This is a genomic window from Kitasatospora sp. Root107 (assembly GCF_001424875.1).
Lineage (GTDB): Bacteria > Actinomycetota > Actinomycetes > Streptomycetales > Streptomycetaceae > Kitasatospora.
The window spans coordinates 263590-287343 of the sequence record NZ_LMCT01000012.1 but is presented as its reverse complement, the minus strand read 5'-3'; the positions used below and the strand labels follow the sequence as shown (position 1 = coordinate 287343).

Annotated in this window: 24 protein-coding genes and 4 tRNA genes; 19 read left to right on the top strand and 9 right to left on the bottom strand. The window is 70.0% G+C overall.

Features of this window, described 5'->3' with window-relative positions; translation table 11 throughout:
• Nucleotides 1-91 precede the first annotated feature (91 nt).
• Both ASC99_RS13000 and ASC99_RS12995 read left to right on the top strand, forming a co-directional pair.
• The gene (locus tag ASC99_RS13000; RefSeq protein WP_057231465.1) at nt 92-1390 is read left to right on the top strand and encodes a sensor domain-containing protein; all 1299 of its coding nucleotides are present in this window, start codon (nt 92-94) and stop codon (nt 1388-1390) included.
• Entirely contained in the window at nt 1390-2022 is a 633-nt protein-coding gene (locus ASC99_RS12995; RefSeq protein ID WP_304440489.1) for a response regulator transcription factor, read from the top strand. Before ASC99_RS13000 ends, ASC99_RS12995 begins: the two co-directional genes overlap by 1 nt.
• A 7-nt stretch (nt 2023-2029) precedes the next feature.
• On the opposite strand, the gene ASC99_RS12990 is transcribed toward ASC99_RS12995, so the two are convergent.
• The gene (locus ASC99_RS12990) at nt 2030-3115 is read right to left on the bottom strand and encodes an NADP-dependent oxidoreductase (RefSeq protein ID WP_057231461.1); all 1086 of its coding nucleotides are present in this window, start codon (nt 3113-3115) and stop codon (nt 2030-2032) included.
• Between the two features lie 136 nt (nt 3116-3251).
• Here ASC99_RS12990 and ASC99_RS12985 point away from each other — a divergent pair, with 136 nt between their 5' ends.
• A complete protein-coding gene (locus tag ASC99_RS12985; RefSeq protein ID WP_057231459.1) occupies nt 3252-4163 on the top strand; it encodes a LysR family transcriptional regulator in 912 nt (303 codons plus the stop codon).
• Between the two features lie 9 nt (nt 4164-4172).
• Here ASC99_RS12985 and mug read toward each other — a convergent pair whose 3' ends face one another.
• A complete protein-coding gene (gene mug, locus ASC99_RS12980) occupies nt 4173-4751 on the bottom strand; it encodes a G/U mismatch-specific DNA glycosylase (RefSeq protein ID WP_057231457.1) in 579 nt (192 codons plus the stop codon).
• A 112-nt stretch (nt 4752-4863) separates the two neighbouring features.
• On the opposite strand from mug, the gene ASC99_RS12975 reads away from it, so the two are divergent.
• On the top strand, nt 4864-5337 hold the full coding sequence (locus ASC99_RS12975; protein ID WP_057231455.1) for a hypothetical protein: 474 nt from the start codon (nt 4864-4866) through the stop codon (nt 5335-5337).
• Nucleotides 5338-5468: 131 nt separating this feature from the next.
• On the top strand, nt 5469-6116 hold the full coding sequence (locus ASC99_RS12970; protein WP_057231453.1) for a hypothetical protein: 648 nt from the start codon (nt 5469-5471) through the stop codon (nt 6114-6116).
• A 50-nt stretch (nt 6117-6166) separates the two neighbouring features.
• Here ASC99_RS12970 and ASC99_RS12965 read toward each other — a convergent pair whose 3' ends face one another.
• Nucleotides 6167-6655, bottom strand: coding sequence for a YajQ family cyclic di-GMP-binding protein (locus tag ASC99_RS12965; protein ID WP_057231451.1), 489 nt, complete (start codon nt 6653-6655; stop codon nt 6167-6169).
• Between the two features lie 216 nt (nt 6656-6871).
• On the opposite strand from ASC99_RS12965, the gene ASC99_RS12960 reads away from it, so the two are divergent.
• A tRNA-Tyr gene (locus tag ASC99_RS12960) sits at nt 6872-6952 on the top strand.
• A gap of 151 nt (nt 6953-7103) precedes the next feature.
• Here ASC99_RS12960 and ASC99_RS12955 read toward each other — a convergent pair.
• The 3 genes from ASC99_RS12955 to ASC99_RS12945 all read right to left on the bottom strand — a co-directional run bounded on the left by ASC99_RS12955 (nt 7104) and on the right by ASC99_RS12945 (nt 11469).
• Nucleotides 7104-7856 (bottom strand): hypothetical protein, encoded by a 753-nt coding sequence (locus ASC99_RS12955; RefSeq protein ID WP_157531504.1) that lies wholly within the window; start codon nt 7854-7856, stop codon nt 7104-7106.
• A gap of 1201 nt (nt 7857-9057) precedes the next feature.
• Entirely contained in the window at nt 9058-10749 is a 1692-nt protein-coding gene (locus tag ASC99_RS12950) for an HNH endonuclease signature motif containing protein (protein WP_057231447.1), read from the bottom strand.
• 117 nt (nt 10750-10866) lie between these two features.
• Nucleotides 10867-11469, bottom strand: a complete 603-nt coding sequence (locus ASC99_RS12945) for a superoxide dismutase (protein ID WP_057231445.1) — start codon at nt 11467-11469, stop codon at nt 10867-10869.
• A 120-nt stretch (nt 11470-11589) separates the two neighbouring features.
• On the opposite strand from ASC99_RS12945, the gene ASC99_RS38450 reads away from it, so the two are divergent.
• Together ASC99_RS38450 and ASC99_RS12940 are read left to right on the top strand one after the other, a co-directional pair.
• Complete coding sequence (locus ASC99_RS38450) at nt 11590-11730, top strand: hypothetical protein (protein ID WP_157531503.1); 141 nt, start codon at nt 11590-11592, stop codon at nt 11728-11730.
• A 130-nt stretch (nt 11731-11860) separates the two neighbouring features.
• Complete coding sequence (locus ASC99_RS12940; protein WP_157531538.1) at nt 11861-13825, top strand: APC family permease; 1965 nt, start codon at nt 11861-11863, stop codon at nt 13823-13825.
• Nucleotides 13826-13878: 53 nt separating this feature from the next.
• Here ASC99_RS12940 and ASC99_RS12935 read toward each other — a convergent pair whose 3' ends face one another.
• Nucleotides 13879-15153, bottom strand: coding sequence for a hydrolase (locus tag ASC99_RS12935; protein WP_057231441.1), 1275 nt, complete (start codon nt 15151-15153; stop codon nt 13879-13881).
• Nucleotides 15154-15419: 266 nt separating this feature from the next.
• On the opposite strand from ASC99_RS12935, the gene ASC99_RS12930 reads away from it, so the two are divergent.
• From ASC99_RS12930 to ASC99_RS12905, 6 genes are all read left to right on the top strand, one after another.
• Nucleotides 15420-15492 (top strand) — tRNA-Thr (locus ASC99_RS12930).
• A gap of 44 nt (nt 15493-15536) precedes the next feature.
• Nucleotides 15537-15609, top strand: a tRNA-Met gene (locus ASC99_RS12925).
• An 81-nt stretch (nt 15610-15690) separates the two neighbouring features.
• Nucleotides 15691-15855 carry a 50S ribosomal protein L33 gene (gene rpmG, locus ASC99_RS12920; protein ID WP_006604855.1) on the top strand — a complete coding sequence of 55 codons (165 nt, stop codon included), beginning with the start codon at nt 15691-15693 and terminating at the stop codon, nt 15853-15855.
• Nucleotides 15856-15979: 124 nt separating this feature from the next.
• Nucleotides 15980-16438, top strand: a complete 459-nt coding sequence (locus ASC99_RS12915) for a MaoC family dehydratase N-terminal domain-containing protein (protein WP_057231439.1) — start codon at nt 15980-15982, stop codon at nt 16436-16438.
• Nucleotides 16439-16443: 5 nt separating this feature from the next.
• The gene (locus ASC99_RS12910) at nt 16444-16866 is read left to right on the top strand and encodes a MaoC family dehydratase (protein WP_057231437.1); all 423 of its coding nucleotides are present in this window, start codon (nt 16444-16446) and stop codon (nt 16864-16866) included.
• A 59-nt stretch (nt 16867-16925) separates the two neighbouring features.
• Nucleotides 16926-17966, top strand: coding sequence for a UDP-N-acetylmuramate dehydrogenase (locus ASC99_RS12905; RefSeq protein WP_057231435.1), 1041 nt, complete (start codon nt 16926-16928; stop codon nt 17964-17966).
• Between the two features lie 115 nt (nt 17967-18081).
• Here ASC99_RS12905 and ASC99_RS12900 read toward each other — a convergent pair whose 3' ends face one another.
• Both ASC99_RS12900 and ASC99_RS12895 read right to left on the bottom strand, forming a co-directional pair.
• Nucleotides 18082-19101, bottom strand: coding sequence for an adenosine deaminase (locus ASC99_RS12900; protein ID WP_057231433.1), 1020 nt, complete (start codon nt 19099-19101; stop codon nt 18082-18084).
• Nucleotides 19102-19212: 111 nt separating this feature from the next.
• Nucleotides 19213-20442, bottom strand: coding sequence for a pyridoxal phosphate-dependent aminotransferase (locus ASC99_RS12895; protein ID WP_057231431.1), 1230 nt, complete (start codon nt 20440-20442; stop codon nt 19213-19215).
• Between the two features lie 237 nt (nt 20443-20679).
• Here ASC99_RS12895 and ASC99_RS12890 point away from each other — a divergent pair.
• The 5 genes from ASC99_RS12890 to rplA all read left to right on the top strand — a co-directional run bounded on the left by ASC99_RS12890 (nt 20680) and on the right by rplA (nt 23753).
• Nucleotides 20680-20752: transfer RNA gene (locus ASC99_RS12890), tRNA-Trp, on the top strand.
• A 142-nt stretch (nt 20753-20894) separates the two neighbouring features.
• On the top strand, nt 20895-21254 hold the full coding sequence (gene secE, locus ASC99_RS12885; RefSeq protein ID WP_082598284.1) for a preprotein translocase subunit SecE: 360 nt from the start codon (nt 20895-20897) through the stop codon (nt 21252-21254).
• Between the two features lie 199 nt (nt 21255-21453).
• Complete coding sequence (nusG, locus tag ASC99_RS12880) at nt 21454-22359, top strand: transcription termination/antitermination protein NusG (protein ID WP_057231429.1); 906 nt, start codon at nt 21454-21456, stop codon at nt 22357-22359.
• A gap of 163 nt (nt 22360-22522) precedes the next feature.
• Entirely contained in the window at nt 22523-22957 is a 435-nt protein-coding gene (gene rplK / locus ASC99_RS12875) for a 50S ribosomal protein L11 (protein WP_057231426.1), read from the top strand.
• A gap of 73 nt (nt 22958-23030) precedes the next feature.
• Entirely contained in the window at nt 23031-23753 is a 723-nt protein-coding gene (gene rplA / locus ASC99_RS12870) for a 50S ribosomal protein L1 (RefSeq protein ID WP_057231424.1), read from the top strand.
• Nucleotide 23754 lies beyond the last annotated feature (1 nt).

The following is a 23754-nucleotide window of genomic DNA, read 5'->3' as shown; positions in this document are numbered from 1 at the left end:
ACCAGCCCGGGCCCCACTCCCGGAGGTAGGGCCAGCCCTACCTGAGAGGGTGGCCCGGTACGAGTCCCCGACCCTTCGGAGGTGGTGCGGGATGTCTGCGTCCGCCGACGCCTGGCAGGCCCTGGCCCGCCCCGGCTTCCTGCGGTCGGCCCGGCCCTGGCGGTCGGCCGGCTATCTGCTGGCCACCGGGCTGTCCGGGCTGCTGCTCTGCGTCGTGCTGCTGGTCAGCGCGGTCGTCGCGGGCGTGTTGGTGACGGTCGTGATCGGCCTGCCGATGCTGGCCGCGCTCGCTCTGGCCGGGCTGCCGTACGCGGCGCTGGAGCGCCGACTGCTGCGCCTGCTGCCGGACCAGGCGCCGGTGGAGTCACCGCACCGCGAGCCGGACCGGCCGGGCCTGGTGGCCTGGCTGCGCACCCGCTACCGGGAGCAGGCCACCTGGCGTGAACTCGGCTGCGCCGCGCTGGCCGCCCTGATGCTCTGGGTGATCGACCTCACCGCGATCGGCGGCGCGGTCTTCGTCCCGGTCTGGCTGCTGGCGACGCCGGTCCTGCTGGCCCTGGACGGTGAGCAGGTGAACGTCCTGAAGGTCTGGCAGATCCACGACCAGCCGACGGCGTTCGTACTGACCCTGGCCGGCGCGCTCCTGCTGGCGGCCCTGAGCTACCCCCTGGCAGCCGTCGCGGTCGGCCGCGCAGCCCTGGTCCGCCGGCTCACCGGCCGGACCGAGCAGGACCACCGGATCGGCGAACTGGTCCGCTCCCGGGCCCGGTTGGTGGACGCTTTCGAGGCCGAACGCCGCCGGATCGAGCGCGATCTGCACGACGGTGCCCAGCAGCGGCTGGTGGCCCTGGCGATGAACCTCGGCCTGGCCCGGCTGGACGTCCCGACCGGCAGCCCACTGGCCGGACGGCTGGCCGACGCCCATCGCGAGGTCGGTCAAGTGCTCTCCGAGCTACGCGAGTTGATCAATGGTATCCATCCGCAGGTGCTGGCCGACCGGGGCCTGCCGGAGGCGGTGGCCGACCTGGCCGACCGGTCCCCCGTCCCCGTCGACCTCGCCTTCGAGCTGCCCGGCCGGCCGCCACCCGCCGTCGAGGCGGCCGGGTACTTCGCGGTCGCCGAGGCGCTGGCCAACATCGCCAAGCACAGCGGCGCGAACCGGGCCCGGCTGACCGGCCGTTACGCTGGCGGTCGGCTCGCCGTCGAAGTGTCGGACGACGGCCACGGCGGCGCCGATCCGGCCCGGGGCACCGGCCTGACCGGCCTGGCCGACCGGCTCGCGGTGGTGGACGGCACCCTGACGGTGAGCAGCCCGCCCGGAGGACCGACCCTGCTGCGCCTGGAGATACCGTGCACCCTGACCAGTCCGCCACCGCACCGCTCCGGGTAGTGCTGGCCGAGGACAGCGTCCTGCTGCGGGAGGGCCTGGTCGGCCTGCTGGAGCGGTTCGGACACCAGGTGGTGGCGGCGGTCGGCGACGCCGAGGCGCTCCGGGAGGCGGTGGCCGAGCACACCCCCGACCTGGTGATCACCGACGTCCGGATGCCGCCCGGCCAGGCCGACGAGGGGCTGCGGGCCGCCGTCGAACTCCGCGAGGCCAGCCCCGGGCTGCCGGTTCTGGTGCTCAGTCAGTACGTCCAACGCTCCTACGCCGCTGACCTGTTGGACTCCGGCGACGGCTCCGGGGTCGGCTACCTGCTGAAGGACCGGGTCGGCCAGATCGAGGACTTCCTGGCCGCCGTCGGCACCGTGGCGGACGGCGGCACGGTGGTCGACCCGGAGGTGGTCCGGCAGCTGATCGGTCGTCGCCGCGACCCGCTGGCCCGTCTGACGCCCCGTGAGCGCGAGGTGCTGGCGCTGATGGCCGAAGGCCGTTCCAACGCGGCGATCTGCCGGGAGCTGGTGGTCACCGAGGCCGCCGTCTCCAAGCACATCGGCAACATCCTGGCCAAGCTCGACCTGCCGCCGGCCGAGCAGAGCCACCGTCGGGTGCTGGCGGTGCTCACCTTCCTCCGGGGCTGAACACAGCTCACTCCTCCCCGATCTGCACGATCGCCTTTCCGGTGTTCTCCCCGGCCAGCATCCCGAGGAAGGCGTCCACCGACCGGTCGAAGCCGACCGTCACGGTCTCGTCCGGCACCAGGGCCCCCGAGCGCAGGTACGGCGCGAGGTACTCCTCCAACTCGCCCTGCACCTCACGGTAGTTGCGCACCAGGAAGCCCTCCAGGCGCAGGCTCTTGCTCACCACGTCGTAGAGGTTGTACGGCGCGGCGGGCGGGTTCGCGGGATCGTCGTACTGCGCCACCGCGCCGCACCAGGCGATCCGGCCGCCGTCCCGCAGCACGTCGATGGCGCCCGCGAGGTGATCCCCGCCGACGTTGTCGAAGTACACGTCCAGTCCTTCGGGGGCGGCCCTGCGCAGCTGCTCGCCGACCGGGCCGTCGTGGTGGTCGAAGGCGGCGTCGAAGCCGAGCCGCTCGGTCAGGTGCCGCACCTTGGCGGCCGAGCCCGTGCTGCCGACCAGCCGGCCGACCCCCATCAGCCGGGCGAGCTGCCCGACCGCCGTGCCCACCCCGCCTGCCGCCGCGCTCACGTACAGGATCTCGCCGGGCTGCAACCGGGCGATCCGGGTCAGGCCGACGTACGCCGTCAGGCCGGTGCCGCCGAGCAGGCTCAGGTAGGTGCGCAGCGGCACCCCGGGCGGCGGGGTGACCACCCGGACTCCGGCCGAGCGGAGCGCCGGTACGCCGGGCTCGCGGAGTCGGACCTGGACGCCGCCCGGGTCGGGTGCCGAAGTGCGCGACGGGATCTGATCGGGGCTCAGCAGCGCGTGGGTCCGCCAGCCCAGTCGGTGCGCGACCAGGTCACCGGCCTTCAGATGATCCGACCGGGACTCCACCACCCGGCCGAGCGCGCGGCCCTCCATGGGGGCGTGCAGGTCGCCGAAGTCCATCACTTCCCGCATGTACGGATCGACCGAGAGGTACAGGTTCTCCACCAGCGCGCCGCCCGGTTCGACGGGCGGGAGCGGGGCCTCGACGAAGGCGAAGTCGGCGGGGGAGGGGTGGCCCTGCGGGCGGGCGACCTGGTGGACGAAGCGGGCGGTGCGGGTCATGATCGGGGACTCCCTGTTCGGTGTGATGATCACGCTAGAGAGACCCGGGCCGGCCGGGCAGGGGGTCGCGTCGATGGTTCGGGCCGTTCCATGAGCAGCCTTCATGGAAGCCGCCGGTCCGGGATAGGTTGCTCGGATGACCGACCTCGCCCCGCACGAGCTGCGCATCCTCGTCGCCGTCGACCGCGATCGCAGCTTCACCGCCGCCGCCACGGCACTCGGCATGTCCCAGTCCGCCGTCTCGCACGCTGTGCGCGGGTGCGAACGCAAGCTGGGCGCGGTGCTGTTCGAGCGAGGGCGCCACGGTGCGCGCCCCACCCCGGCCGGCGCGCAGGCCGCCGCCCACGCCCGGCAGATCCTGCACCTGCTCGCCACCCTGGCCACCGAGACCCGGGCCGCCGCCCAGCAGACCGCCGAACTCACCGGCCCGCTCCGCATCGTCGCCTTCCGCAGCGCCGCCGCCCACCTGCTCCCCGGCGTGCTCGCCCGGCTGACGGCACGTCACCCCGGCCTCGAACCGGAGCTGCGGATCGTCCGCGAGATCGGCCGTGGCACGGCCGGCGAAGTCGCCGACGGCCACGCCGAACTCGGCATCGCCACCCTGGACGCGGCCACCGGCCAGTCCCCGTCACCATCCCTGCCCGGACTGCTCGCGGGCCGCCTGTTCACCGAGCCGTACGCGCTGGCGCACCCGGTGGGCCACCCCCTGCCGCGCACCCTGCCGCTGGTCGACTGGGACGAGAACTGCGGCTCGTACACCCGCGACTGGTGGCGCAGCCAGGACTGGATCCCGGCCGCCACGGTGAACGTCGAGGACGACACCGTCACGCTCTCGCTGGTCGCCCAGGGCCTCGGGATGTCGATCATGCCCGCGCTCACCCTGCTCGGCGCCCCGCCCGGCGTGGCCGTCACCGGCCTCGGTCCGCAGCCACCCACCCGTACGGTCGGCTACGTCACCACCCCGGCCCTGGCCCGTACCGCAGCCGTCCGCGAACTGATCCGCGAACTCCGTTCCGTCCCCGCGCCGACTCTGGCTCCGTCCGTTTAGCGATCGGGGTTAGCGCTCGGGCAGCGCCTCGCGCAGGCGCCGGAACTCCTCGGCGATCCCGTCCAGGGTGTAATGAGCGTTCAGTCCACTCGGGTTGGGCAGCACCCACACCTCGGTGCCGCCGATCCCCTCCGGCTGCCGCCCGACCACCGCGCCCCGCCGCCCGAACGCGGTCCGGTACGCCCCGATCCCCAGCACCGCCAGCACCTCGGGCCGTAGCCGCTCCACCCGCTCCACCAGGGCCTGCCCGCCCGCCCGATACTCCTCGGCGGTGAGTTCGTCCGCCTTGGCCGTGGTCCTGGCCACCACGTTGGTGATGCCGAGGCCGTAGCCGAGCAACTCCAGCTGCTCCTCCGGCCGGAGCTGACGGGGCGTGAAACCCGAGCGGTGCAGCGCGGGCCAGAACCGGTTGCCCGGCCGGGCGAAGTGCTGCCCGGTCGCCCCCGACCAGAGCCCCGGGTTGATGCCGCAGAACAGCACCCGCAGGCCGGGCGCCGCCACGTCCGGCACGGTCCGGCCCCGGGCCGCCGCCAGTTCCTCGGCTCCGGGCCTGAGCTGACGAACCGTCGGCTCGCTCTCCTCGTTCATCCAGCCAGTCTGCACCGCTCCCGCCGGCACCCCGGCCGCCGAGCCCGTTCGAACGCACAGCGAGTTCGATAATCCGCTCCCGCACCGTTGTCGGAAGGCGCAGAATGGCTGGATGTCCTACGAACTGAAGGCGCTGATCGCATCACGGGAACTGCTCGACGTGGTGGCGGCCGAGGTGCCCGTCGCCCGGGTCGCCGGACTCGAACAGAAACTGGCGCTGATCCCGATGACGGACCTTCTCTTCGACACCGTCACCGAGCACGGCGGAGCGATCCAGCCCGGCTTCGCCTCCTTCCCCGGCGGCTTCGGCCGCCGGATGGCGGCCTGGTCCAAGGCGGGCCCGATCGGCTACGTCGAGGCGGACTTCTTCGGGGGCGAGGGCACCCAGCACGCGGCGGTCTGGTTCGACGCCCAGGTGGTGCTCGGCCCGCTCGCCTCGGTCACCGGTCAGCCCTTCCCCGCCGAGGGCAGCCCGATCTCCCAGGCGCTGCGCCGGGTCGGCGCCCAACACACCCACGGGCAGGACGAGTTCGAGGCGGTCGGGCTCGACCGGCACCGACGCCTGGTCGACTGGTGCTCCGGCTGACCTGGCCAAGACCGTTCTGGCGTCCGGGTCCCGGACCATTCGGCGTACAAGCAGTGGCCGGGGCAGGTGCGGTGGCCCAACGTGAAGTTCAGGCGATTCCGCCTGAACTTCACTGAGAGGAAGCGCATCCCATGCGTGCCACCTGGACGGCCGTCGTGCTGACCGCAACCCTTGGCCTCGCCACGGTCACCGCCACGTCCGTCACCGTCGCCAACGCTGCCGACACCGCCGCGGCGACCACCATCCGTCCCCTCGCCCTGCCCCTCCCGCTGCCGCCGATCGTTCCGCCGGCTCCCGACCTGCCGGTGCAGCCCCCGGTCGACCTGCCCGTGAAACCCCCGGGCGGCGTCGACCTCCCGGCCGTCCCCGATCCGGCCAAGAACCTCGCGGTGCTCGGCTCGCTCGGCGACGTCCTCGGCCAGATCACCAAGCTGGTGACCTCCGCGACCTCCGCCGCCCCCGACCCGGCCGCCCTGCAGAAGCAACTGGCCGACCTGCAGGCCGCGGTGAAGTCGCTGCTGGCCCTGCTGCCGGCTCCCCCGGTCCCGGTCCCGGCGACCGTCCCCGGCCTGCCGGTCGGCGACGCACGGGTCGTCCCGCCGCTGCCGGCCAACCCGGCGGACGCCCTCGACCAGGTCCAGAAGTCCGCGGCCGACCTGGTCACCAAGGCCACCGCCACCAAGCCGGACCCGACGGCCGTCAAGGACGCGGTCCCGCCGCTCTCCACCAGCACCGTCACCGCCACCGTGGCCACCGCGACCGCCTTGGTCACCGGCTGACCCCCACTCACGTGCACGGTCCGGGCCCCGACGGCGTCGCTGCCGCAGCGTCAGCGGTAGTTCACGAACTGGATCGCGAACTCCAGGTCCTTGCCCTTGAGCAGCGCCTGAATGGTCTGCAGGTCATCACGGCTCTTCGAGCTGACCCGCAGCTCGTCACCCTGAACCTGCGCCTTGACGCCCTTCGGGCCCTCGTCACGGATGATCTTCGCGACCTTCTTCGCGTCGTCCTGGGAGATGCCCTCCTTCACGTCCGCGGTGATCCGGTACTCCTTGCCGGAGAGCTGCGGCTCGCCTGCGTCGAGCGCCTTCAGCGACAGGCCACGCTTGATGAACTTGTCCTTCAGCACGTCCAGGATCGCCTTGACGCGCTCCTCGCCGTTGGCCTTCATCTCGATCTTCTCGCCCGACCGCTTGACCTCGCCGCCGACGTTCTTGAAGTCGAACCGGGTGGCGATCTCGCGGGAGGTCTGGTTGATCGCGTTGTCGACCTCCTGCCACTCGACCTTCGAGACGATGTCGAAACTGGAGTCGGCCATGTGTCTTGGTCTCCTTGATGCTCTGGCTTCACTGTCCGCCCCCACCCCAACGGAGCAGGCGCCGCCCAAGCCTATCCACCCCCGCCCCCGCCCACCCCCGCCAGCCACGCCCCATCCCCTTGATCATCACGTGACCAACCAAGTGGCGAAGCACCCCCATCCATCAGGTATCGTTTACGAGGTCGAACGGGGCAGCGCCCCGCAAGACACCATCCTGGCTGGTTGCCCGAGCGGCCAAAGGGAGCAGACTGTAAATCTGCCGCGCAAGCTACGCAGGTTCGAACCCTGCACCAGCCACAGGATAAAGAAGGGCCCCTGACCAGCGGAAACGCCGGTCAGGGGCCCTTCTGTTGTGTCTGGATGACCTTCACAAAAGTCACCCGTTTTGTGCGGCTTGTCTCACCCCGTCTCGCCCGGATCGCAGGTCCGACCAGCACTTCCGGACCAGTCACGGACCAGACTCAGGGGCCGGCCGAGCGCGGCCGTCGAGCCACTGGCCGATCAGCTGATTGGCCCGCTCCTCATCCCCGTGGATGCACTTCGCATAGACCCGGTGGAGCACGGCAATGCTGTGCCCGGCCCGGCGAGCGCACTCGGCCGGCGCGACACCGGAAGCCAGCCAGCCTGAGATCCCGGCGTGCCGCCAGTCGTACGGACGCTCGCAGAGCGACGTCTCGCGCTGTTCGGGAGTCAGTGCCTCGGCATGGGCCTTGGACCAGACGACACCGTTCGAACTCTCCTGGACCAGGCCGCCCCCGAAGGTCTGGAACAGCCGCTCGTCCGGCGCTGTGCCGTACTTCTCGATGTGCTCGCGGAGCAGCCGCACCAGGACCGGCGCGTGGCCGGCCTCGATCCGGTCCTCGTCAGCGAGCATCATCAGCTGCTCAAAGGCCAGGGCCCGACGGCGCTCCGCATCGGTCAGGTCCATCAGCAGGTCATGTTCGGTGCGCGGCATCGCCCTGATGTCGTGAGTTGCCGAGTAGGCCAGCACATTTGCGTAGACGCAGGACCGAATATCACCGGCGTACTCGACGTAGGTGTCGAGCGTCTTCTTATCCCAGCGGACCTGGAGTCCGTCCTTCGCCTGCTCCGCTCCATCATCTGGTTCGTCACGTAGGTGGTCTGCGCACCCAGAGCTACGGCGGCGCGGGTCACGAGCTGGGTGATGGTATCCGCGGGCCCCGCACAGGATGTGAAGCACAGTCAGCTCAAGCTGCCGAGCCTAGCGGCGGGCGGGCCGGAAGTGCATGGGAGAGCGAGGAAAGGGAGTGATGAGAAGGAGTGCGCAAAAATCTTCTCTACGGGTTCAAGGCGCGCGCGGCCTCAGCCGCTCGCCGTCGCTCCTGTCTTCGCCCCGCTTCGGCGGCGGCCAGCCGCGCCAGGCGAGGAACGGTCAGAGGGGTGGCCAACCCCGCCGTGGCTGGCGGCGGGCGGTTCCACGGTTACCCACGTGTCGGGACCGGGACCCGCACCGAGCAAGGCCCTGACCGAGACGCGATGAGCTTACGGCCCCCCGATCATGCTCGGACCCAGATCAGACAGGGCACCGGCAAAACCGCTCCACCACCCGCGAGTCAAATGTTGCTCACGTCACCATTCGAGCATTTGTTGTATATCTCCTGTGGCGTATGGGGCTGGGAGGAACTCTTGTGACTCATGAGGCAAAAAACCGCCATAGTCCCGCCATGCACCACGACCACTTCGCCAGGCTTCGCCAGGGTCAGCCAGTGGTAGGCGCCCTAGCTCGTGCCTCAAGCTAAGGGAACATAACGAAGCCCGCCGACGCCGCAGGGGTCTGGACAACCATGCGCGGCGTGGCGGGCTATGACAGTCCTACGAAGGGAACCATCACAGTGAGCATGACGCCTCTGCCCCATGACCTGTCAACCCTGCAGTCCCTCGCTTGGCCCACGATGTTGATCATCATCGTGGTGGTGCTCCGGGTGCCGGCGCGGGCGCTGCCAGGTATTTGCCATGCTGCGATTGCACAGGTCCGGCGACCGTGAGGGGCGTAGTCGCGAGCGAAAGAGCCCCCAGTAGTATTGAGCGTCTAGTTGCCCGAGTTGCTTCGGGACGAAAGGTCCTAATTCGCTGACTGCGTGAGAGATCCGGGGAGTGGCGGGGTTGGAATGCCACGATCCGGACCAATCGCGGACCATGGTTTGTGCGTTGTTGGTCCGCAGCAGGTCAAACGCAGTTTGGCCAGCGCCTGTAAATCTGCCGCGCAAGCTGCGCAGGATCGAACCCTGCATCAGCTGTAGGGCGAATAAGGGCCCCTCGCCGGGCGGAAATGCCGGCCAGGGGCCCTTATTCGTAGCCCGGTCGCCGAAGGCGATGGGCTGTTCAGTCACGGTGCCCTACCGGCGTTGGCCGGAATGGCACCGCGAAGTGCCCAGCAGAGCTCAGAGGGGGAGCGAGTCTGCTTCGTCGCTGATCGCCGCTAGGTGCAGGCGACGGGCGGTCTTTGCGAGGGTGCGGCTGAGCCGATCCTTGTTTGCACCATGTGTCTTCAGTGCATGGCAGTTGGGGCAGAGGGCAATCATGTTGGGTGGGAGGTCTATCCCACCCTTGGCCAGGTCGTGGACGTGGTCTACCTGCAGGATTGGTCGTCCGGCGGTGGTGAGTTCTGAGGGGTGGCCGGCGCAGCCTGGGTTTTCGCAGCGCCCCCCGCTGCGGCGTATCACCGCGGCTCGGGCGCTGCGGCTCCGTAGGTGACGGTCCACGGTGGACTGCTGCCTGGCGTTGTGTCGCTCTGCGGACCGGCGCTCGGCAGCCTCGGCCAGGCGCCGGTATGCGGCCTGGTCGGTTTCCTGTGTGGACCGTTGGGCGGGGTCGACGTCGCCTGGCTGGTAGTCCGTCGTGTCGTCATGGATCTCGCCGGTGTCGCTGGCGAGCGCCTCCAGTACATCGGTTGGCCAGCTCTCAGGGGAGGGCGAGGGGACGGGCGCCAGGATCCAGAGGAATTCACGGCGCCACGCCTTGTCCTTCCCCTGCCCCCAGCGTCGACGAAGCTGGACGACGACAGCCCACGTCTCGAAGGTGAACTCGCCCTTATATGGCATGTGCCAGTAGCGCAAGGGCCGTTGCGCAGCTTGATGCTCTGTCAGGACTTGGTTGCCGGCGACAAGTTGCTGGTCGCCTGAGAGTCCGTCGCCAACGTAGGAGATCCAGTTGGTGTCGGGGAGTCGGCCATCGGCATACGGGCCCTTGTCGTCCGAGAACACGCTGAGGATGCCATCGTTCAGGTGGCCGATTCCGGCCACCTTCTGCCCGCCGTAGGTCTGCCAGATGGCGGTTCGGTCTTTGAAACGTTCCCCGCAGAGTGGACGCAGTGCGTTGGCCCACCGGCTCGTCAGCAGGTCGTGCAGTCCCAGGTCTTCTAGGAGGTCGCCCGGCAGTGGGGAGAAGTAGCGGAGCAGGAGCCCCGCCGCTGCCTCGGCAGCGACTGCTGGGTATGCCTTCAGCAACTCGTAGTCGCTCTCCGGCAGTCCGGCTTTCGGGTTCAGCGATTCCAGGGTGTGACGCAGTTCCTGGCTGACGGAGCCCGGACGAGTAGCGGTGACCTGCGGCATGACCCACAGGTCATCGCGCGTGAGCGTCGCGAATGGGTAGAGCGCGTCCTTGGCACCGTCCTGCGTATCTCCGTACTTTTCCAGCAGCGGGGACAGTGCAGACCGGGTGTCAGACCAGGAAGCTGCGCGAGGCGCGCCTGCCAGCGCACGCCCGATGGCCCACAGCAGCAACAGGGCCTTGTGGGTGGCTAGGGAATCGCCAGCTTTCTTGGGGCGCACATCGCCAATGCGCCTGACGAAGGACTTGGAGACCTTCAGCACGGTGAAGCCCTCGCGTTCCAGCCAAGCGACTGCGTTCTGCTGGTCGCCGCTGAACTCGTTCGGCTTGAGAGCTCTCCCGAACGTGTAACGGTGCGCGACGCCCGCGATGGCCTTGGCCTCGTACTCCTGGCCTTCATGTGCGACTACGAACCCGGAGGCCTCACGGTAGCCGTGGGTGCTTCGGAAGGTTTCTTCGCCGAGGGTGTCGTGCTCTCCGAGTACTTCGAGCACGTCTGCTCGCGTGATAGCGCCCAGTTCCATGGCCGTACGGTATGGCACTCGAGTGACATCTGAGGGCGGGGCCGGGGCTACGCAGGCTGAGCCTCGCCGCTCAGTTTGAGGGGCGAGGCTCAGAGCTGTCACCAGGGGCAGGCTGGGTCAGGCGCCCGTGGCGGTGGTGAAGCGGGTGGTGACGTCGGTCCAGTTGACGATGTCCCAGAGGCGGGTGACGTAGTCGGGGCGGACGTTGCGGTACTGGAGGTAGTAGGCGTGCTCCCAGGCGTCGAAGGCGAGGAGCGGGGTGGTGCCCTGGCCGACGTTGCCGTGGTGGTCGTAGACCTGCTCGACGATGAGGCGTTGGCCGAGGGGTTCCCAGGAGAGGATGCCCCAGCCTGAGCCCTGGACGCCGACGGTGGCGGCGGTGAGTTGCTTCTTGAAGGCCTCGAAGCTGCCGAAGTGTTCGGTAATGGCGTCGCCGAGGGCGCCGTCGGGGCGGTCGCCGCCGTCGGGGGAGAGGTTCTCCCAGAAGAGGGAGTGCAGGACGTGGCCGGAGAGGTGGAAGCCGAGGGTCTTCTGGAGGCCGACCAGGCCGCCGAAGTTCTCCTTCTCGCGGGCTTCGGCGAGCTGCTCGAGGGTGGTGTTGGCGCCGGCCACGTAGGCGGCGTGGTGCTTGGAGTGGTGCAGCTCGAGGATCTCGGCGGACATCGCCTTCTCCAGCGCGGAGTAGTCGTAGGGCAGATCGGGGAGCGTGTACTGACCCATGAGTAGAGGGCTCCTAGTTGCTGTGCGTAGGGGTCTGCGGCATGCCGGGCCAACACTATTGCGTATACCTTGCAATTACATTCAGATGGCAGCAGAGTGTCGAGCGGGGGTGGCCGGCCCGTGTCCAGCCGCCTGCTGACGTACGTCCCGGCCGTCGCGCCGGGGGTCCCTCCGCCCGTGCTGATCGTCTTCCCAACCGGCGCCCGCCGGGACGTCCGGTCCGCCACCCCCACCACCAGGCAGACCAGGCGGACCGGGTGAGTGCCCGTCAGGTACGAATCGGGACACGCCGGACATCCGCTGGCCCCGGAAACCTGACGCCCCGGCACTTACGCTCGCCAGTGTGTTCAACGTGCCCCAGGCGCTGAAGCGCCTCGTGATCGGCCGGGCCATGCGCAGCGAGGAGCTGGGCGAGACCCTGCTCCCCAAGCGCCTGGCGTTGCCGATCTTCGCGTCCGACCCGCTCTCCTCCGTCGCGTACGCGACCCAGGAGATCCTGCTGGTGCTGACCGTCGGCGGTACGGCGTTCCTCTACCTCACCCCGTGGGTCGCGCTCGCGGTCGTGGCGCTGATGGTGGTCGTGGTGCTGTCGTACCGTCAGGTGGTGCACGCCTACCCGAGCGGTGGTGGCTCCTACGAGGTGGTGTCCAGGAACCTCGGCCCCAACTCGGGTCTGGTGGTGGCGGCTTCGCTGCTGGTCGACTACGTGATGACGGTGGCGGTGTCGGTCGCCTCCGGGGTGGCGAACATCATCTCCGCGCTGCCGAGCCTGGTGGACTACCGGGTGGTGATGGCGGTCGGCTTCGTGGCGCTGCTGGCGGCGATGAACCTGCGCGGCGTACGGGAGTCGGGCAACGCCTTCGCCGCGCCGACCTATCTCTTCATCGGCGGCATCCTGATCATGGTGGGCACGGGGCTGGTCCGGTACCTGCTCGGGGACGCGCCGGTGGCCGAGAGCGCCAAGTACGGGATCACGCCGGAGCCGGGGGAGGAGACCTTCGCCGGGTTCGCGCTGCTGATGCTGGCGCTGCGGGCGTTCGCCTCCGGGTGTACGGCGCTGACCGGGGTGGAGGCGATCTCGAACGGGGTGCCGGCGTTCCGGAAGCCGAAGTCGCGGAACGCCGCCACCACGATGGCCGTGATGGGCATCACCGCGATCGCGATGTTCTCGGGGATCACCACGCTGGCGATGGTCGCCAAGGTGCACATCACGGACGACACCTGCCAGCTGATCGGATACACCGGGGACTGCGACACACCGCAGCAGACCGTGATCGCCCAGCTGGCGGCGGCGATCTTCGGCGGCAGCGACAGCATCCCGTTCTACCTGATCCAGGCAGCCACCGCGCTGGTCCTGGTCCTGGCGGCGAACACCGCGTTCAACGGCTTCCCGCTGCTGGCCTCGATCCTGGCCGAACACCGTTACCTGCCACGGCAGCTGCACACCCGCGGCGACCGCCTGGCCTTCTCCAACGGCATCATCGCGCTGGCCGTGGTGGCCGGCGGGCTGCTCTGGCTCTACGACGCCAACGTCACCAGCCTGATCCACCTCTACATCCTCGGCGTGTTCACCTCCTTCACGCTGTCCCAGATCGGCATGGTCCGGCACTGGAACCGCACCCTGCGCGAGCACCCCACCCGGCAGGCGCGACGCGACGCGCACCGGGCCCGGGTGATCAACGCGCTGGGCGCGGTGGTGACCGGCCTGGTGCTGGTGATCGTGCTGGCCACCAAGTTCACCCAGGGTGCCTGGCTGGCCGTACTGGCGGCGGTCGTGCTCTGGCTGATGATGCACGGCATCCGGCGCCACTACGACCGGACGGCGGAGGAGCTGGCGGTCGACGACCCGCACGAGGAGTCAGTCCGCCCGTCGAAGGTGCACGGCATCGTGCTGGTCTCCAAGCTGCACAAGCCGACCCTGCGCGCGCTCGGCTACGCCCAGGCCTTCAAGCCGGACACCCTGGAGGCGCTGACCGTCGCGGTCGAGCGCGACAGCACGGACGAACTCCGGCAGAAGTGGGACGAGTTCGACATCCAGGTGCCGCTCAAGGTGCTCGACTCGCCGTTCCGGGAGATCACCCGGCCGGTGGTCGGGTACGTCCGGAGCGTCCGCCGGAGCAGCCCGCGCGACGTGGTCGCGGTGTTCATCCCGGAGTACGTGGTCGGGCACTGGTGGGAGAACCTGCTGCACAACCAGTCCGCCCTCTGGCTCAAGAGCCGGCTGCTCTTCACGCCCGGCGTGATGGTGATCAGCGTCCCCTGGCAGCTCAACTCCTCGGCCGCGGCCAACCACCCGACCGGCCGCGCGCCAGGGGCGGTCCGCCGGGGCGAGCCCGCCAACCCGAAGAGCAGATAGCCGCTACCGGGGCGCGCTCAACAGCCACCCCGGCGTGCGCAGCGGTCACGCGGTCACCCCGGGGTGCTTTGCCGGGGCAGCGCCAGCGCCACCGTGTCGGCGAACTCCCGGACGGCGCTGGTCCGGCTCACCACCCGGCCACTGTGGATCACCAGCCGGCTGTGCCCGCCCGCCAGCGCCCCGGCCAGCGAGTCGCCCCGGACCGCCAGCAGCTCGGCCGGGAAACCGGCGTCGACCCGGACGGGCTGCAGCCCGAGGGCCGTCCGGGCCTGGTGGGAGACCGCCTCGTACGCCGCCTCCAGGCTCATCCCGCCGCCCGCCGCGAGCAGGTACGCGGCCTCCAGCGGGTCGGCCCGGCCGACCGGGTTGGCGAGGTCCCGCAGGCCGCCCGCGCCGGCGGCCAGCGGGATCCCGGCCTCGGTCAACTCCCGTACCTGGAAAGGCCGCAGAGGAGCAGCCGGGCCTTCGAGGCCGACGCAGCCGCCGTTCTGCGGCAGGCAGACCACCCGCAGTCCGGCGCCGGCCAGCACCGCCGCCCCGCCGTCCGCCAGCGCACTCACCGGGCCGACCGTGACCCGGGGCCGCAGCGGCGCCAACACGGCGGCCATTCGGGCGAGTTGAGCCGGGTCGCGGCCCAGGGTGTGCAGGTCCACCGGGCAGTCCGCCTCGCGGGCCGCCTCCAGCAGGACCTGGACGTAGCCCACCGGGTCCGGGTCGAGGTCCGGGCAGCCGCCGGCCGCCGCCGCGCCGAGCTTGAGCGCCTCCCGGAGCTGGGCCCGGCCGTCCGCACCGGCCCGGCCGGTGAGCAGCCGGGGCATCGCCACCGCCTGGAGCTCGGCCAGTCCGCGCAGTGCCTGGCGGGCCGTCAGGACGGCCTCCAGCCGGCGCAGCCCGTGCGCGCCGCCGATCCCGACGTGGGTGCGCTGGGCGGTCGCCCCGTACCCGAGCGCGGTGAGCGCGCCCTCGGTGACCCGGCGGATCAGGTCGGCGGGGGTCTCCGGCGGGGGTGTCGGCAGGGCGGCGGAGAAGGCGACGTCGTAGTGCGCATGCGGTTCGGCGGGGGCGGGCAGCAGGAGGTAGCCGCCGAGGTCGATCCGGGCGCCGGTGGTGCTGGTGGGGCTGCCCGGCGTGGCGGGCAGCGGGCCGAGGCTGCCGGTGGTGCCGACCGCCTGGATACGGTCGCCGCGGATCCGGACGTCCACCACCCGGCCGTCGGTGAGCCGGGCGTTGGCGAGCAGCAGGACCGGGCCGTGGCCGAGCGGGTTGGGTCCCTTCGACGACCCCTCGCCCGGGTGCGGCCCCTCGGCGGGTGCGCTGTCCGCGGTCATCGGCCGGCTCCTCGCTGCCCGGCGGCCTCGGGGCGCCCCGGGAGCCGCAAGATCACTGAGGGTCGAGCCTATGGGGAGTCGGGGCGGGGTGCTCGGAGGCTCGCAGCAGTCGTACCGGGTCGAGGGTGGCCGGCACCGTCGGTTCCGAGGCACCGTCGAACGCGAGTACTGCACAGGAGCGTCCGTACGGGCCGCCCACCTGCGATCTTCCGGGCCGGATACGGATTTCACCTCTGGCCGGGAAACGTGTAATCTCTTCCTCGTTCGCCCCTATAGCTCAGTCGGTAGAGCGTCTCCATGGTAAGGAGAAGGTCTGCGGTTCGATTCCGCATGGGGGCTCTGGTGAGAAGGTTTCAGATCTTGGTCTGACGCACGATCATCAAAGCGGTGTAGCTCAGTTGGTAGAGCAAGCGGCTCATAATCGCTGTGTCACCGGTTCAAGTCCGGTCACCGCTACCCGCGTAGTCGGTCGGGAGATCGAACTCCCGATCGGCTACTCTTGTTGTGTCATCACCCATTTTTTAGGAAGGCACTCCCGTGGCTGCCACCGACGTCCGCCCGAAGATCACGCTGGCCTGCGTGGAGTGCAAGGAGCGGAACTACATCACCAAGAAGAACCGGCGTAACGACCCGGACCGTCTTGAGATGAAGAAGCACTGCCCCCGTTGCAACTCGCACACCGCGCACCGCGAGACCCGCTGACCCCGCAAGGCGTCGTCGGGCCTGGTGTGATCAGGCTCTAGGCTCCAGGCCGTGTCCCGCAAGGGGCACGGCCTGGAGCTTTTTTCTGTACCAGCTGTGTGACCCACTGTCAGAGGAGTAGCCCATGGCCCTCGACCCCTCGTTCATCGGGCGGACCTACCCGCCCACCGAGCCGTACGAGGTAGGCCGGGAGAAGATCCGCGAGTTCGCGACCGCGATCGGCGACGCCAACCCGGCGTACACCGACGTCGAGGCCGCGAAGGCACTCGGGTATCCGGAAGTGATCGCGCCACCGACCTTCCCGTTCGTGATCACCTACCGGGCCGCGGCCCAGGTGGTGAACGACCCCGAGCTGAACCTGGACTTCAGCCGAGTGGTGCACGGCGACCAGAAGTTCAGCTACAGCCGCCCGGTGCACGCCGGGGACCGGCTGACGGTCACTGTCGCGATCGACGCGATCAAGTCGCTGGCCGGCAACGACGTACTGACCGTCAGCGGCAAGGTGCACGACGAGAGCGGCGAGCACGTGGTGACCGCGATCATGACGCTGGTGGCCCGGGCCGCCGACCAGGCGGGGGAGTGACCAGGATGACCATCAGCTTCGACCAGGTCGAGGTCGGCACCGAGTTGCCCGCCCAGTCCTTCCCGGTGACCCGCGCCACGCTCGTCCAGTACGCGGGCGCCTCCGGTGACTTCAACCCGATCCACTGGAACGAGAAGTTCGCGGTCGAGGTCGGCCTGCCCGACGTCATCGCGCACGGCATGTTCACCATGGCCGAGGCGATCCGGGTGGTCACCGACTGGGTCGGCGACCCGGGCGCGGTGCTCGACTACGGAGTCCGCTTCACCAAGCCCGTCCCCGTCCCCAACGACGGCGTCGGCACCGTGATCGAGGTCACCGGCAAGGTCGCCGCCCTGCTGGACGACCGCCGGGTCCGGGTCGACCTGCTGGTGAAGAACGGCGAGAACAAGGTGCTCAACATGTCCCGCGCGGTGGTCCAGCTCGGCTGACACCCGAAGGCGAGGGTCGTCCTGCCCACCGGGCCGGGCGACCCCCGTACGCTGGGGGCGTGCTTGTTGAACTGGACGCCCCCCTCGCCCCGCTGACCACCCTCCGGCTCGGCGGACCGGCCCGTCGGCTCGTCACCGCCACCACCGACCAGGAGGTCGTCGAGACCGTCCGGGCGGCGGACCAGGCGGGCGAGCCGCTGCTGGTGATCGGCGGCGGCTCCAACCTGGTGATCGGCGACCAGGGTTTCGACGGAACGGTGCTGCGACTTGCCACCACCGGGTTCGCCCTGGACGGGGTCGAGCTGGAGCTGGCGGCCGGCGAGGTCTGGGCCGACGCGGTGGCGAGGGTGGTGGACGCCGGGCTGGCCGGCATCGAGTTCCTGGCCGGCATCCCCGGCTCGGCCGGCGCCACGCCTGTGCAGAACGTCGGCGCGTACGGCCAGGAGGTGGCCACCGGCATCACCGAGGTGGTCGCGTACGACCGGCGGGTCGGCGAGACGGTCACGCTGACCAACGCGGAGTGCGAGTTCTCCTACCGGCACAGCCGCTTCAAGGCCGACCCCGAGCGGTACGTGGTGCTGCGGGTCCGGTTCCGGCTGGAGGACGCCGAGGGGCAGTCCACGGCCGTCCGGTACGCGGAGGTCGCCAGGACGCTGGGCGTCGAGGCCGGGGAGCGGGTCGCACTGCGGACCGCCTACAAGACGGTGCTCGGCCTGCGGGCGGGCAAGGGCATGGTGCTCGACCCGGCGGACCATGACACCTGGTCGGCGGGCTCGTTCTTCACCAACCCGGTGCTGACGGCCGCTCAGTACGCCGACTTCCTGGCCCGGCTGGGGGAGCGCACGGCGCCCGCCTACCCCGCGCCGGGCGGATGCACCAAGACCTCCGCCGCCTGGCTGATCGACCAGGCCGGCTTCGGCAAGGGGTACGGGGCGGGCGCGGCCACGCTCTCCACCAAGCACACGCTGGCCCTCACCAACCGGGGCGCAGCCAGCACCGAGGACCTGCTCGGCCTGGCCCGCGAGATCCGGGACGGGGTACGGGCCGTGTTCGGCGTCGAGTTGGTCAACGAACCGGTCATGATCGGCGTCAACCTCTGAGAGCAACCACCAGGGGCTCGGGTCACTGCGAAGGTGCCTGACCCTGTACGTACGTTGAACACTCCTGAGGTCGGCGTCGCAGTTCCCCGAGCCCCTGGTGGTGCAGCCCGGCTGTCTAGGCGCCGAGCCAGGCGTCGATGTCCGCCAGGAGTTGTTTGCGGACGTCCTCCGGGGCGCGGGTGGCGCGGACGGACTGCCGGGCCAGCTCGGCCAGCTCGGCGTCGCTGAAGCCGTGCACGTCGCGGACCAGCTCGTACTGGGCGGCCAGCCGGGAGCCGAACAGCAGCGGGTCGTCCGCGCCCAGCGCCATCGGGACGCCCGCCTCGAACAGCTTCCGCAACGGCACCTCCTCGGCGCGCTCGTAAACCCCGAGCGAGACGTTGGAGGACGGGCAGACCTCGCAGGTGATCTGACGGTCCGCCAGCCGCTGCATCAGGCGCGGATCCTCGGCGGCCCGGACGCCGTGGCCGATCCGGCCCGCGCCGAGGTCGTCCAGGCAGTCCCGGACCGACTCCGGCCCGGAGAGCTCGCCGCCGTGCGGGGCGGCCAGCAGCCCGCCCCGGCGGGCGATCGCGAAGGCCCGGTCGAAGTCCCGGGCCAGGCCCCGCCGTTCGTCGTTGGAGAGGCCGAAACCGACCACGCCCTGGTCGGCGTAGCGGACCGCGAGCCTGGCCAGCGTGCGGGCGTCCATCGGGGACTTCATCCGGTTCGCCGCGACCAGCACCCGGATCCCCACGCCGGTCGCGGCGGAGGCCTCCCGGACGGCGTCCAGGATCAGCTCCAGGGCGGGGATCAGCCCGCCGAGCCGGGGCGCGTACGAGGTGGGGTCGACCTGGATCTCCAGCCAGCGGGAGCCGTCGGTGGCCTCGTCCTGGGCGGTCTCCAGCACCAGGCGCCGGATGTCGGACTCGTCCCGCAGCACCGAGCGCGCGGTGTCGTACAGCCGCTGGAACCGGAACCAGCCCCGCTCGTCGGTGGCCCGCAGCTGGGGCGGCTCGCCGGAGCTGAGCGCCTCGGGCAGCCGGACCCGGTGCTTGTCGGCCAGCTCCAGCAGGGTGGCGGGCCGCATCGAACCGGTGAAGTGCAGGTGCAGATGGGCCTTCGGCAGGCTCCGGACATCACGCTGGCGTTCCATTCACCGATCCTGCCGTATCAGGGCCCCGAACGGGAACCGCCCCTTTCACATCCCTCGAAGGGGTGAAAGGGGCGGTGACCGGCAGGACACCGGAAAGAGGGCGACGGACCGTCAGGCGCGGGCCTCGCCGAGCAGCTTCTGCATCCGGCCGATGCCCTCGGCCAGGTCTGCGTCGCCGAGCGCGTACGACAGCCGCAGGTAGCCGGGGGTGCCGAAGGCCTCGCCGGGTACGACCGCGACCTCGGCCTCGTCCAGGATCAGGGTGGCCAGCTCGGCGGAGGTGGCCGGGCGCTTGCCGCGGATCTCCTTGCCCAGCAGGTCCTTGACCGAGGGGTAGACGTAGAACGCACCCTCGGGCTCGGGGCAGAACACGCCGTCGATCTCGTTCAGCATCCGCACGATGGTCTTCCGGCGGCGGTCGAACGCGGTCTTCATCTCGTCCACCGCAGCCAGGTCACCGGAGACGGCGGCCAGCGCGGCGCGCTGCGCCACGTTGGAGACGTTGGAGGTGGCGTGCGACTGCAGGTTGGCGGCGGCGTTCACGACGTCCTTCGGGCCGATCATCCAGCCCACCCGCCAGCCGGTCATCGCGTAGGTCTTGGCCACACCGTTGACCACGATGCACTTGTCGGCCAGCTCGGGGAGCAGGGCGGGCAGCGAGGTGAAGGTGGCGTCGCCGTAGACCAGGTGCTCGTAGATCTCGTCGGTGAGCACCCAGAGGCCGTGCTCCAGCGCCCAGCGGCCGATCGCCTCGGCCTCGGCCTCGGTGTAGACCGAGCCGGTCGGGTTGGACGGCGAGACGAAGAGCACCACCTTGGTGTTCTCGGTGCGGGCGGCCTCGAGCTGCTCGACCGAGACCTTGTAGCCGGTGGTCTCGTCCGCGACGACGTCGACCGGGACACCGCCGGCCAGCTTCACGGCCTCGGGGTAGGTGGTCCAGTACGGCGCCGGGATGATGACCTCGTCGGCCGGGTCCAGGATCGCGGCGAAGGCCTCGTAAATGGCCTGCTTGCCACCGTTGGTGACCAGCACCTGGGAGGCGTCCACCTGGTAGCCGGAGTCGCGAAGGGTCTTCGCGGCGATCGCGGCCTTCAGCTCCGGCAGGCCGCCGGCCGGGGTGTAGCGGTGGTTCTTCGGGTCCTGGCAGGCGGCGACGGCGGCGTCGACGATGTAGCCGGGGGTCGGGAAGTCCGGCTCTCCGGCGCCGAAGCCGATCACGGGGCGGCCGGCCGCCTTGAGGGCCTTCGCCTTGGCGTCCACCGCGAGGGTGGCGGACTCGGCGATGGCACCGACACGGGCGGAGACGCGGCGGTCTGCGGGGCGGGGGGTGGGAGCGCTCATGCCGCAATCGTTGCAGAGTCCTTCAAGGCCGCGTACGGCGGTTTCAGCATGTGTACGGATCCGTCCACTATGCGTACCCGCCGGTGGGCGGTCCGTGAATGGGGTTCGACCAAACGCTCCGGAACACGTACACTCACTGCTCGATGGCTCCCGAAGTGCGGCTCCACCGGTGCGTAACTCACGCAGCGACCCGGATGCGGTAGGTTGGTGGTCATCTCCGGAGCCGCAAAGCTCCGTAGGGCAATAGCTCAATTGGTAGAGCACCGGTCTCCAAAACCGGCGGTTGGGGGTTCAAGTCCCTCTTGCCCTGCTGCTTGAACCGTATCCAGCCCGTTCGCTCCACAGGAGTGAGCGGGCTTGATGCGGAGATGGCTCCACCGCACTGCATTCGCCGGATCGCCCGCACCAACGCGAAGCGACGCTCGGCAGGACCCGGATTCAGGTGAGGACGAGTGACGGAGACCACGGGCTCCACCGCAACGCCTGAGAGCGGCAACCCCGACGGCGCGGAGGCGACTTCCGCCGACGTCAACGACAAGGTGCCCTCGCGTCGCGACCGTAAGCGTGCCCAGAAGTCCGAGGGCGGTGACGGCGAGAAGAAGTCCGGCAAGCGGGCCAAGAAGAGCATCTTCGCCCGGACGGCGCTGTTCTACCGCCAGATCATTGCCGAGCTTCGCAAGGTCGTCTGGCCGACCCGCAGCGAGCTGACCCAGTACACCACCGTCGTGGTGGTCTTCGTGGTCGTGGTCATGGGCCTGGTGGCCAGCATGGACTACGGCTTCTCCAAGCTCAGCCTGTGGGTGTTCGGCTGACCGGCCGTCACCTCCCCAGCTCCATCCCGACCCGGGCCGTGCAAACGGTCCGGGTCGAGCTGTCGGCGCACTCAGGGCGATCCCGCTACCGTTGACTCGGTACTGTGGAGGTATCCGAGTTGTCCCCGCAACGTGCCCGTGAGGGTGCCGGACAGTCCGGAGCCGTTCCAACTCACATCCCAGGAAAGAAGCAGCCACCGTGTCTGAGTCCCCCCTGTACGACGCCGACGAGACCGTCCGCGAGGCGGATGTCGCGGCCGAGGCTGCTGACGTCGAGGACGCCGAGCAGATCCTGGACGCGGTCGACGCCGACCAGGACGAGGTCGAGGCAGCGGACGAGGCCGAGGCGGGCGTGCCGGCCGAGCAGGACGCGGTGCACGAGGTGACCGAGGACGAGTCCCTCGAGGAGGACGAGACCGAGGCCGCCGAGGACGAGGCTGCCGAGGACGTCGAGGACGAGACCGAGGCTGAGGACGTCGAGGCCGAGGACGAGGTCGAGATCGACCCGGTCGTCGCCTTCCGGGAGCAGCTGCGCACCGCGCCGGGCGAGTGGTACGTGATCCACACCTACGCCGGGTACGAGAACCGGGTGAAGCAGAACCTGGAGCAGCGCGCCGTCTCGCTGAACGTCGAGGACTTCATCTTCGAGTCCGCCGTTCCGCAGGAGGAGGTCGTCCAGATCAAGAACGGCGACCGCAAGACCGTCCGGCAGAACAAGCTCCCCGGCTACGTGCTGGTCCGGATGGACCTCACCCCCGAGTCCTGGGGCGTCGTCCGCAACACCCCGGGTGTCACCGGCTTCGTCGGCAACGCCTACGACCCGTACCCGCTGACCCTGGACGAGGTCGTCAAGATGCTCGCCCCCGACGTCGAGCGCGACGCGGCCAAGGCCGCCGGCAAGGCGTCCCCGCACCGCCCGGTCGAGGTCCAGGTGCTCGACTTCGAGGTCGGCGACTCGGTCACCGTCACCGACGGTCCGTTCGCCACCCTGCAGGCGACCATCAACGAGATCAACCCGGACTCGAAGAAGGTCAAGGGCCTGGTCGAGATCTTCGGCCGGGAGACCCCGGTCGAGCTGTCGTTCGACCAGATCCAGAAGAACTAGTCCAAAGCTTCGATTCGGGGGCGGAGCTTCGGCTCCGCCCCCGAACTCGTTTTGGTCCAGGCCGCAACAGCGGTTAGCCTGGTCCGATGTGTGTTCTGCCTGGCCGGGTGTCGCTCCGGCTGCGGACGCACCAGTAATCCACTCTCGGAAGGACCCGGAGAGCATGCCTCCCAAGAAGAAGAAGGTCACGGGGCTTATCAAGCTCCAGATCAAGGCCGGCGCGGCCAACCCGGCTCCGCCGGTCGGCCCCGCGCTGGGTCAGCACGGCGTCAACATCATGGAGTTCTGCAAGGCCTACAACGCCGCGACCGAGTCGCAGCGCGGCATGATCGTGCCGGTGGAGATCACGGTCTACGAGGACCGCACCTTCACCTTCATCACGAAGACGCCGCCGGCCGCGCGCCTCATCCTGAAGGCCGCCGGCGTGGACAAGGGCTCGGCCGAGCCGCACAAGACCAAGGTCGCGAAGCTCACCAGCGCCCAGGTCCGCGACATCGCCACCACCAAGCTCCCCGACCTGAACGCCAACGACCTGGACGCGGCGGCGAAGATCATCGCCGGCACCGCCCGGTCGATGGGCATCACCGTCGAGGGCTGAAAAGCCCCCTAGTCCACCGTGGTAGGGCCCGCGCGGCCCGTCCCACGAACTCCATTCACCTTCAGGAGAAGCAGTGAAGCGCAGCAAGGCTCTCAAGGCCGCGGACGCCAAGGTCGACCGCAGCCGGATCTACGCTCCCCTCGAGGCCATCCGCCTCGCCAAGGAGACCTCCACCGCCAAGTTCGACGCGACCGTCGAGGTTGCCATGCGTCTGGGTGTCGACCCGCGCAAGGCCGACCAGATGGTCCGCAGCACCGTGATCCTTCCGCACGGCACCGGTAAGACCGCTCGGGTCCTGGTCTTCGCGACCGGCGAGCGTGCCGAGGCCGCGCGTGCTGCGGGCGCCGACATCGTGGGCTCGGACGAGCTCATCGACGAGGTCGCCAAGGGCCGCCTGGACTTCGACGCCGTCGTCGCCACCCCGGACCTCATGGGCAAGGTCGGCCGCCTCGGCCGCGTGCTCGGCCCGCGTGGTCTGATGCCGAACCCGAAGACCGGCACCGTCACCCCCGATGTCGCGAAGGCTGTCAACGACATCAAGGGCGGCAAGATCGAGTTCCGCGTCGACAAGCACTCGAACCTGCACTTCATCATCGGTAAGGCCTCCTTCACCGACGAGCAGCTGGTCGAGAACTACGGCGCCGCGCTGGACGAGGTCCTCCGGGCCAAGCCGTCCGCCGCGAAGGGTCGCTACATCAAGAAGACGGCGATCTCCACCACGATCAGCCCCGGCATCCAGGTGGACCCGAACCGCACCCGGAACCTCCTCGTCGAGGAGGACCCGGCCTCCGTCTGAG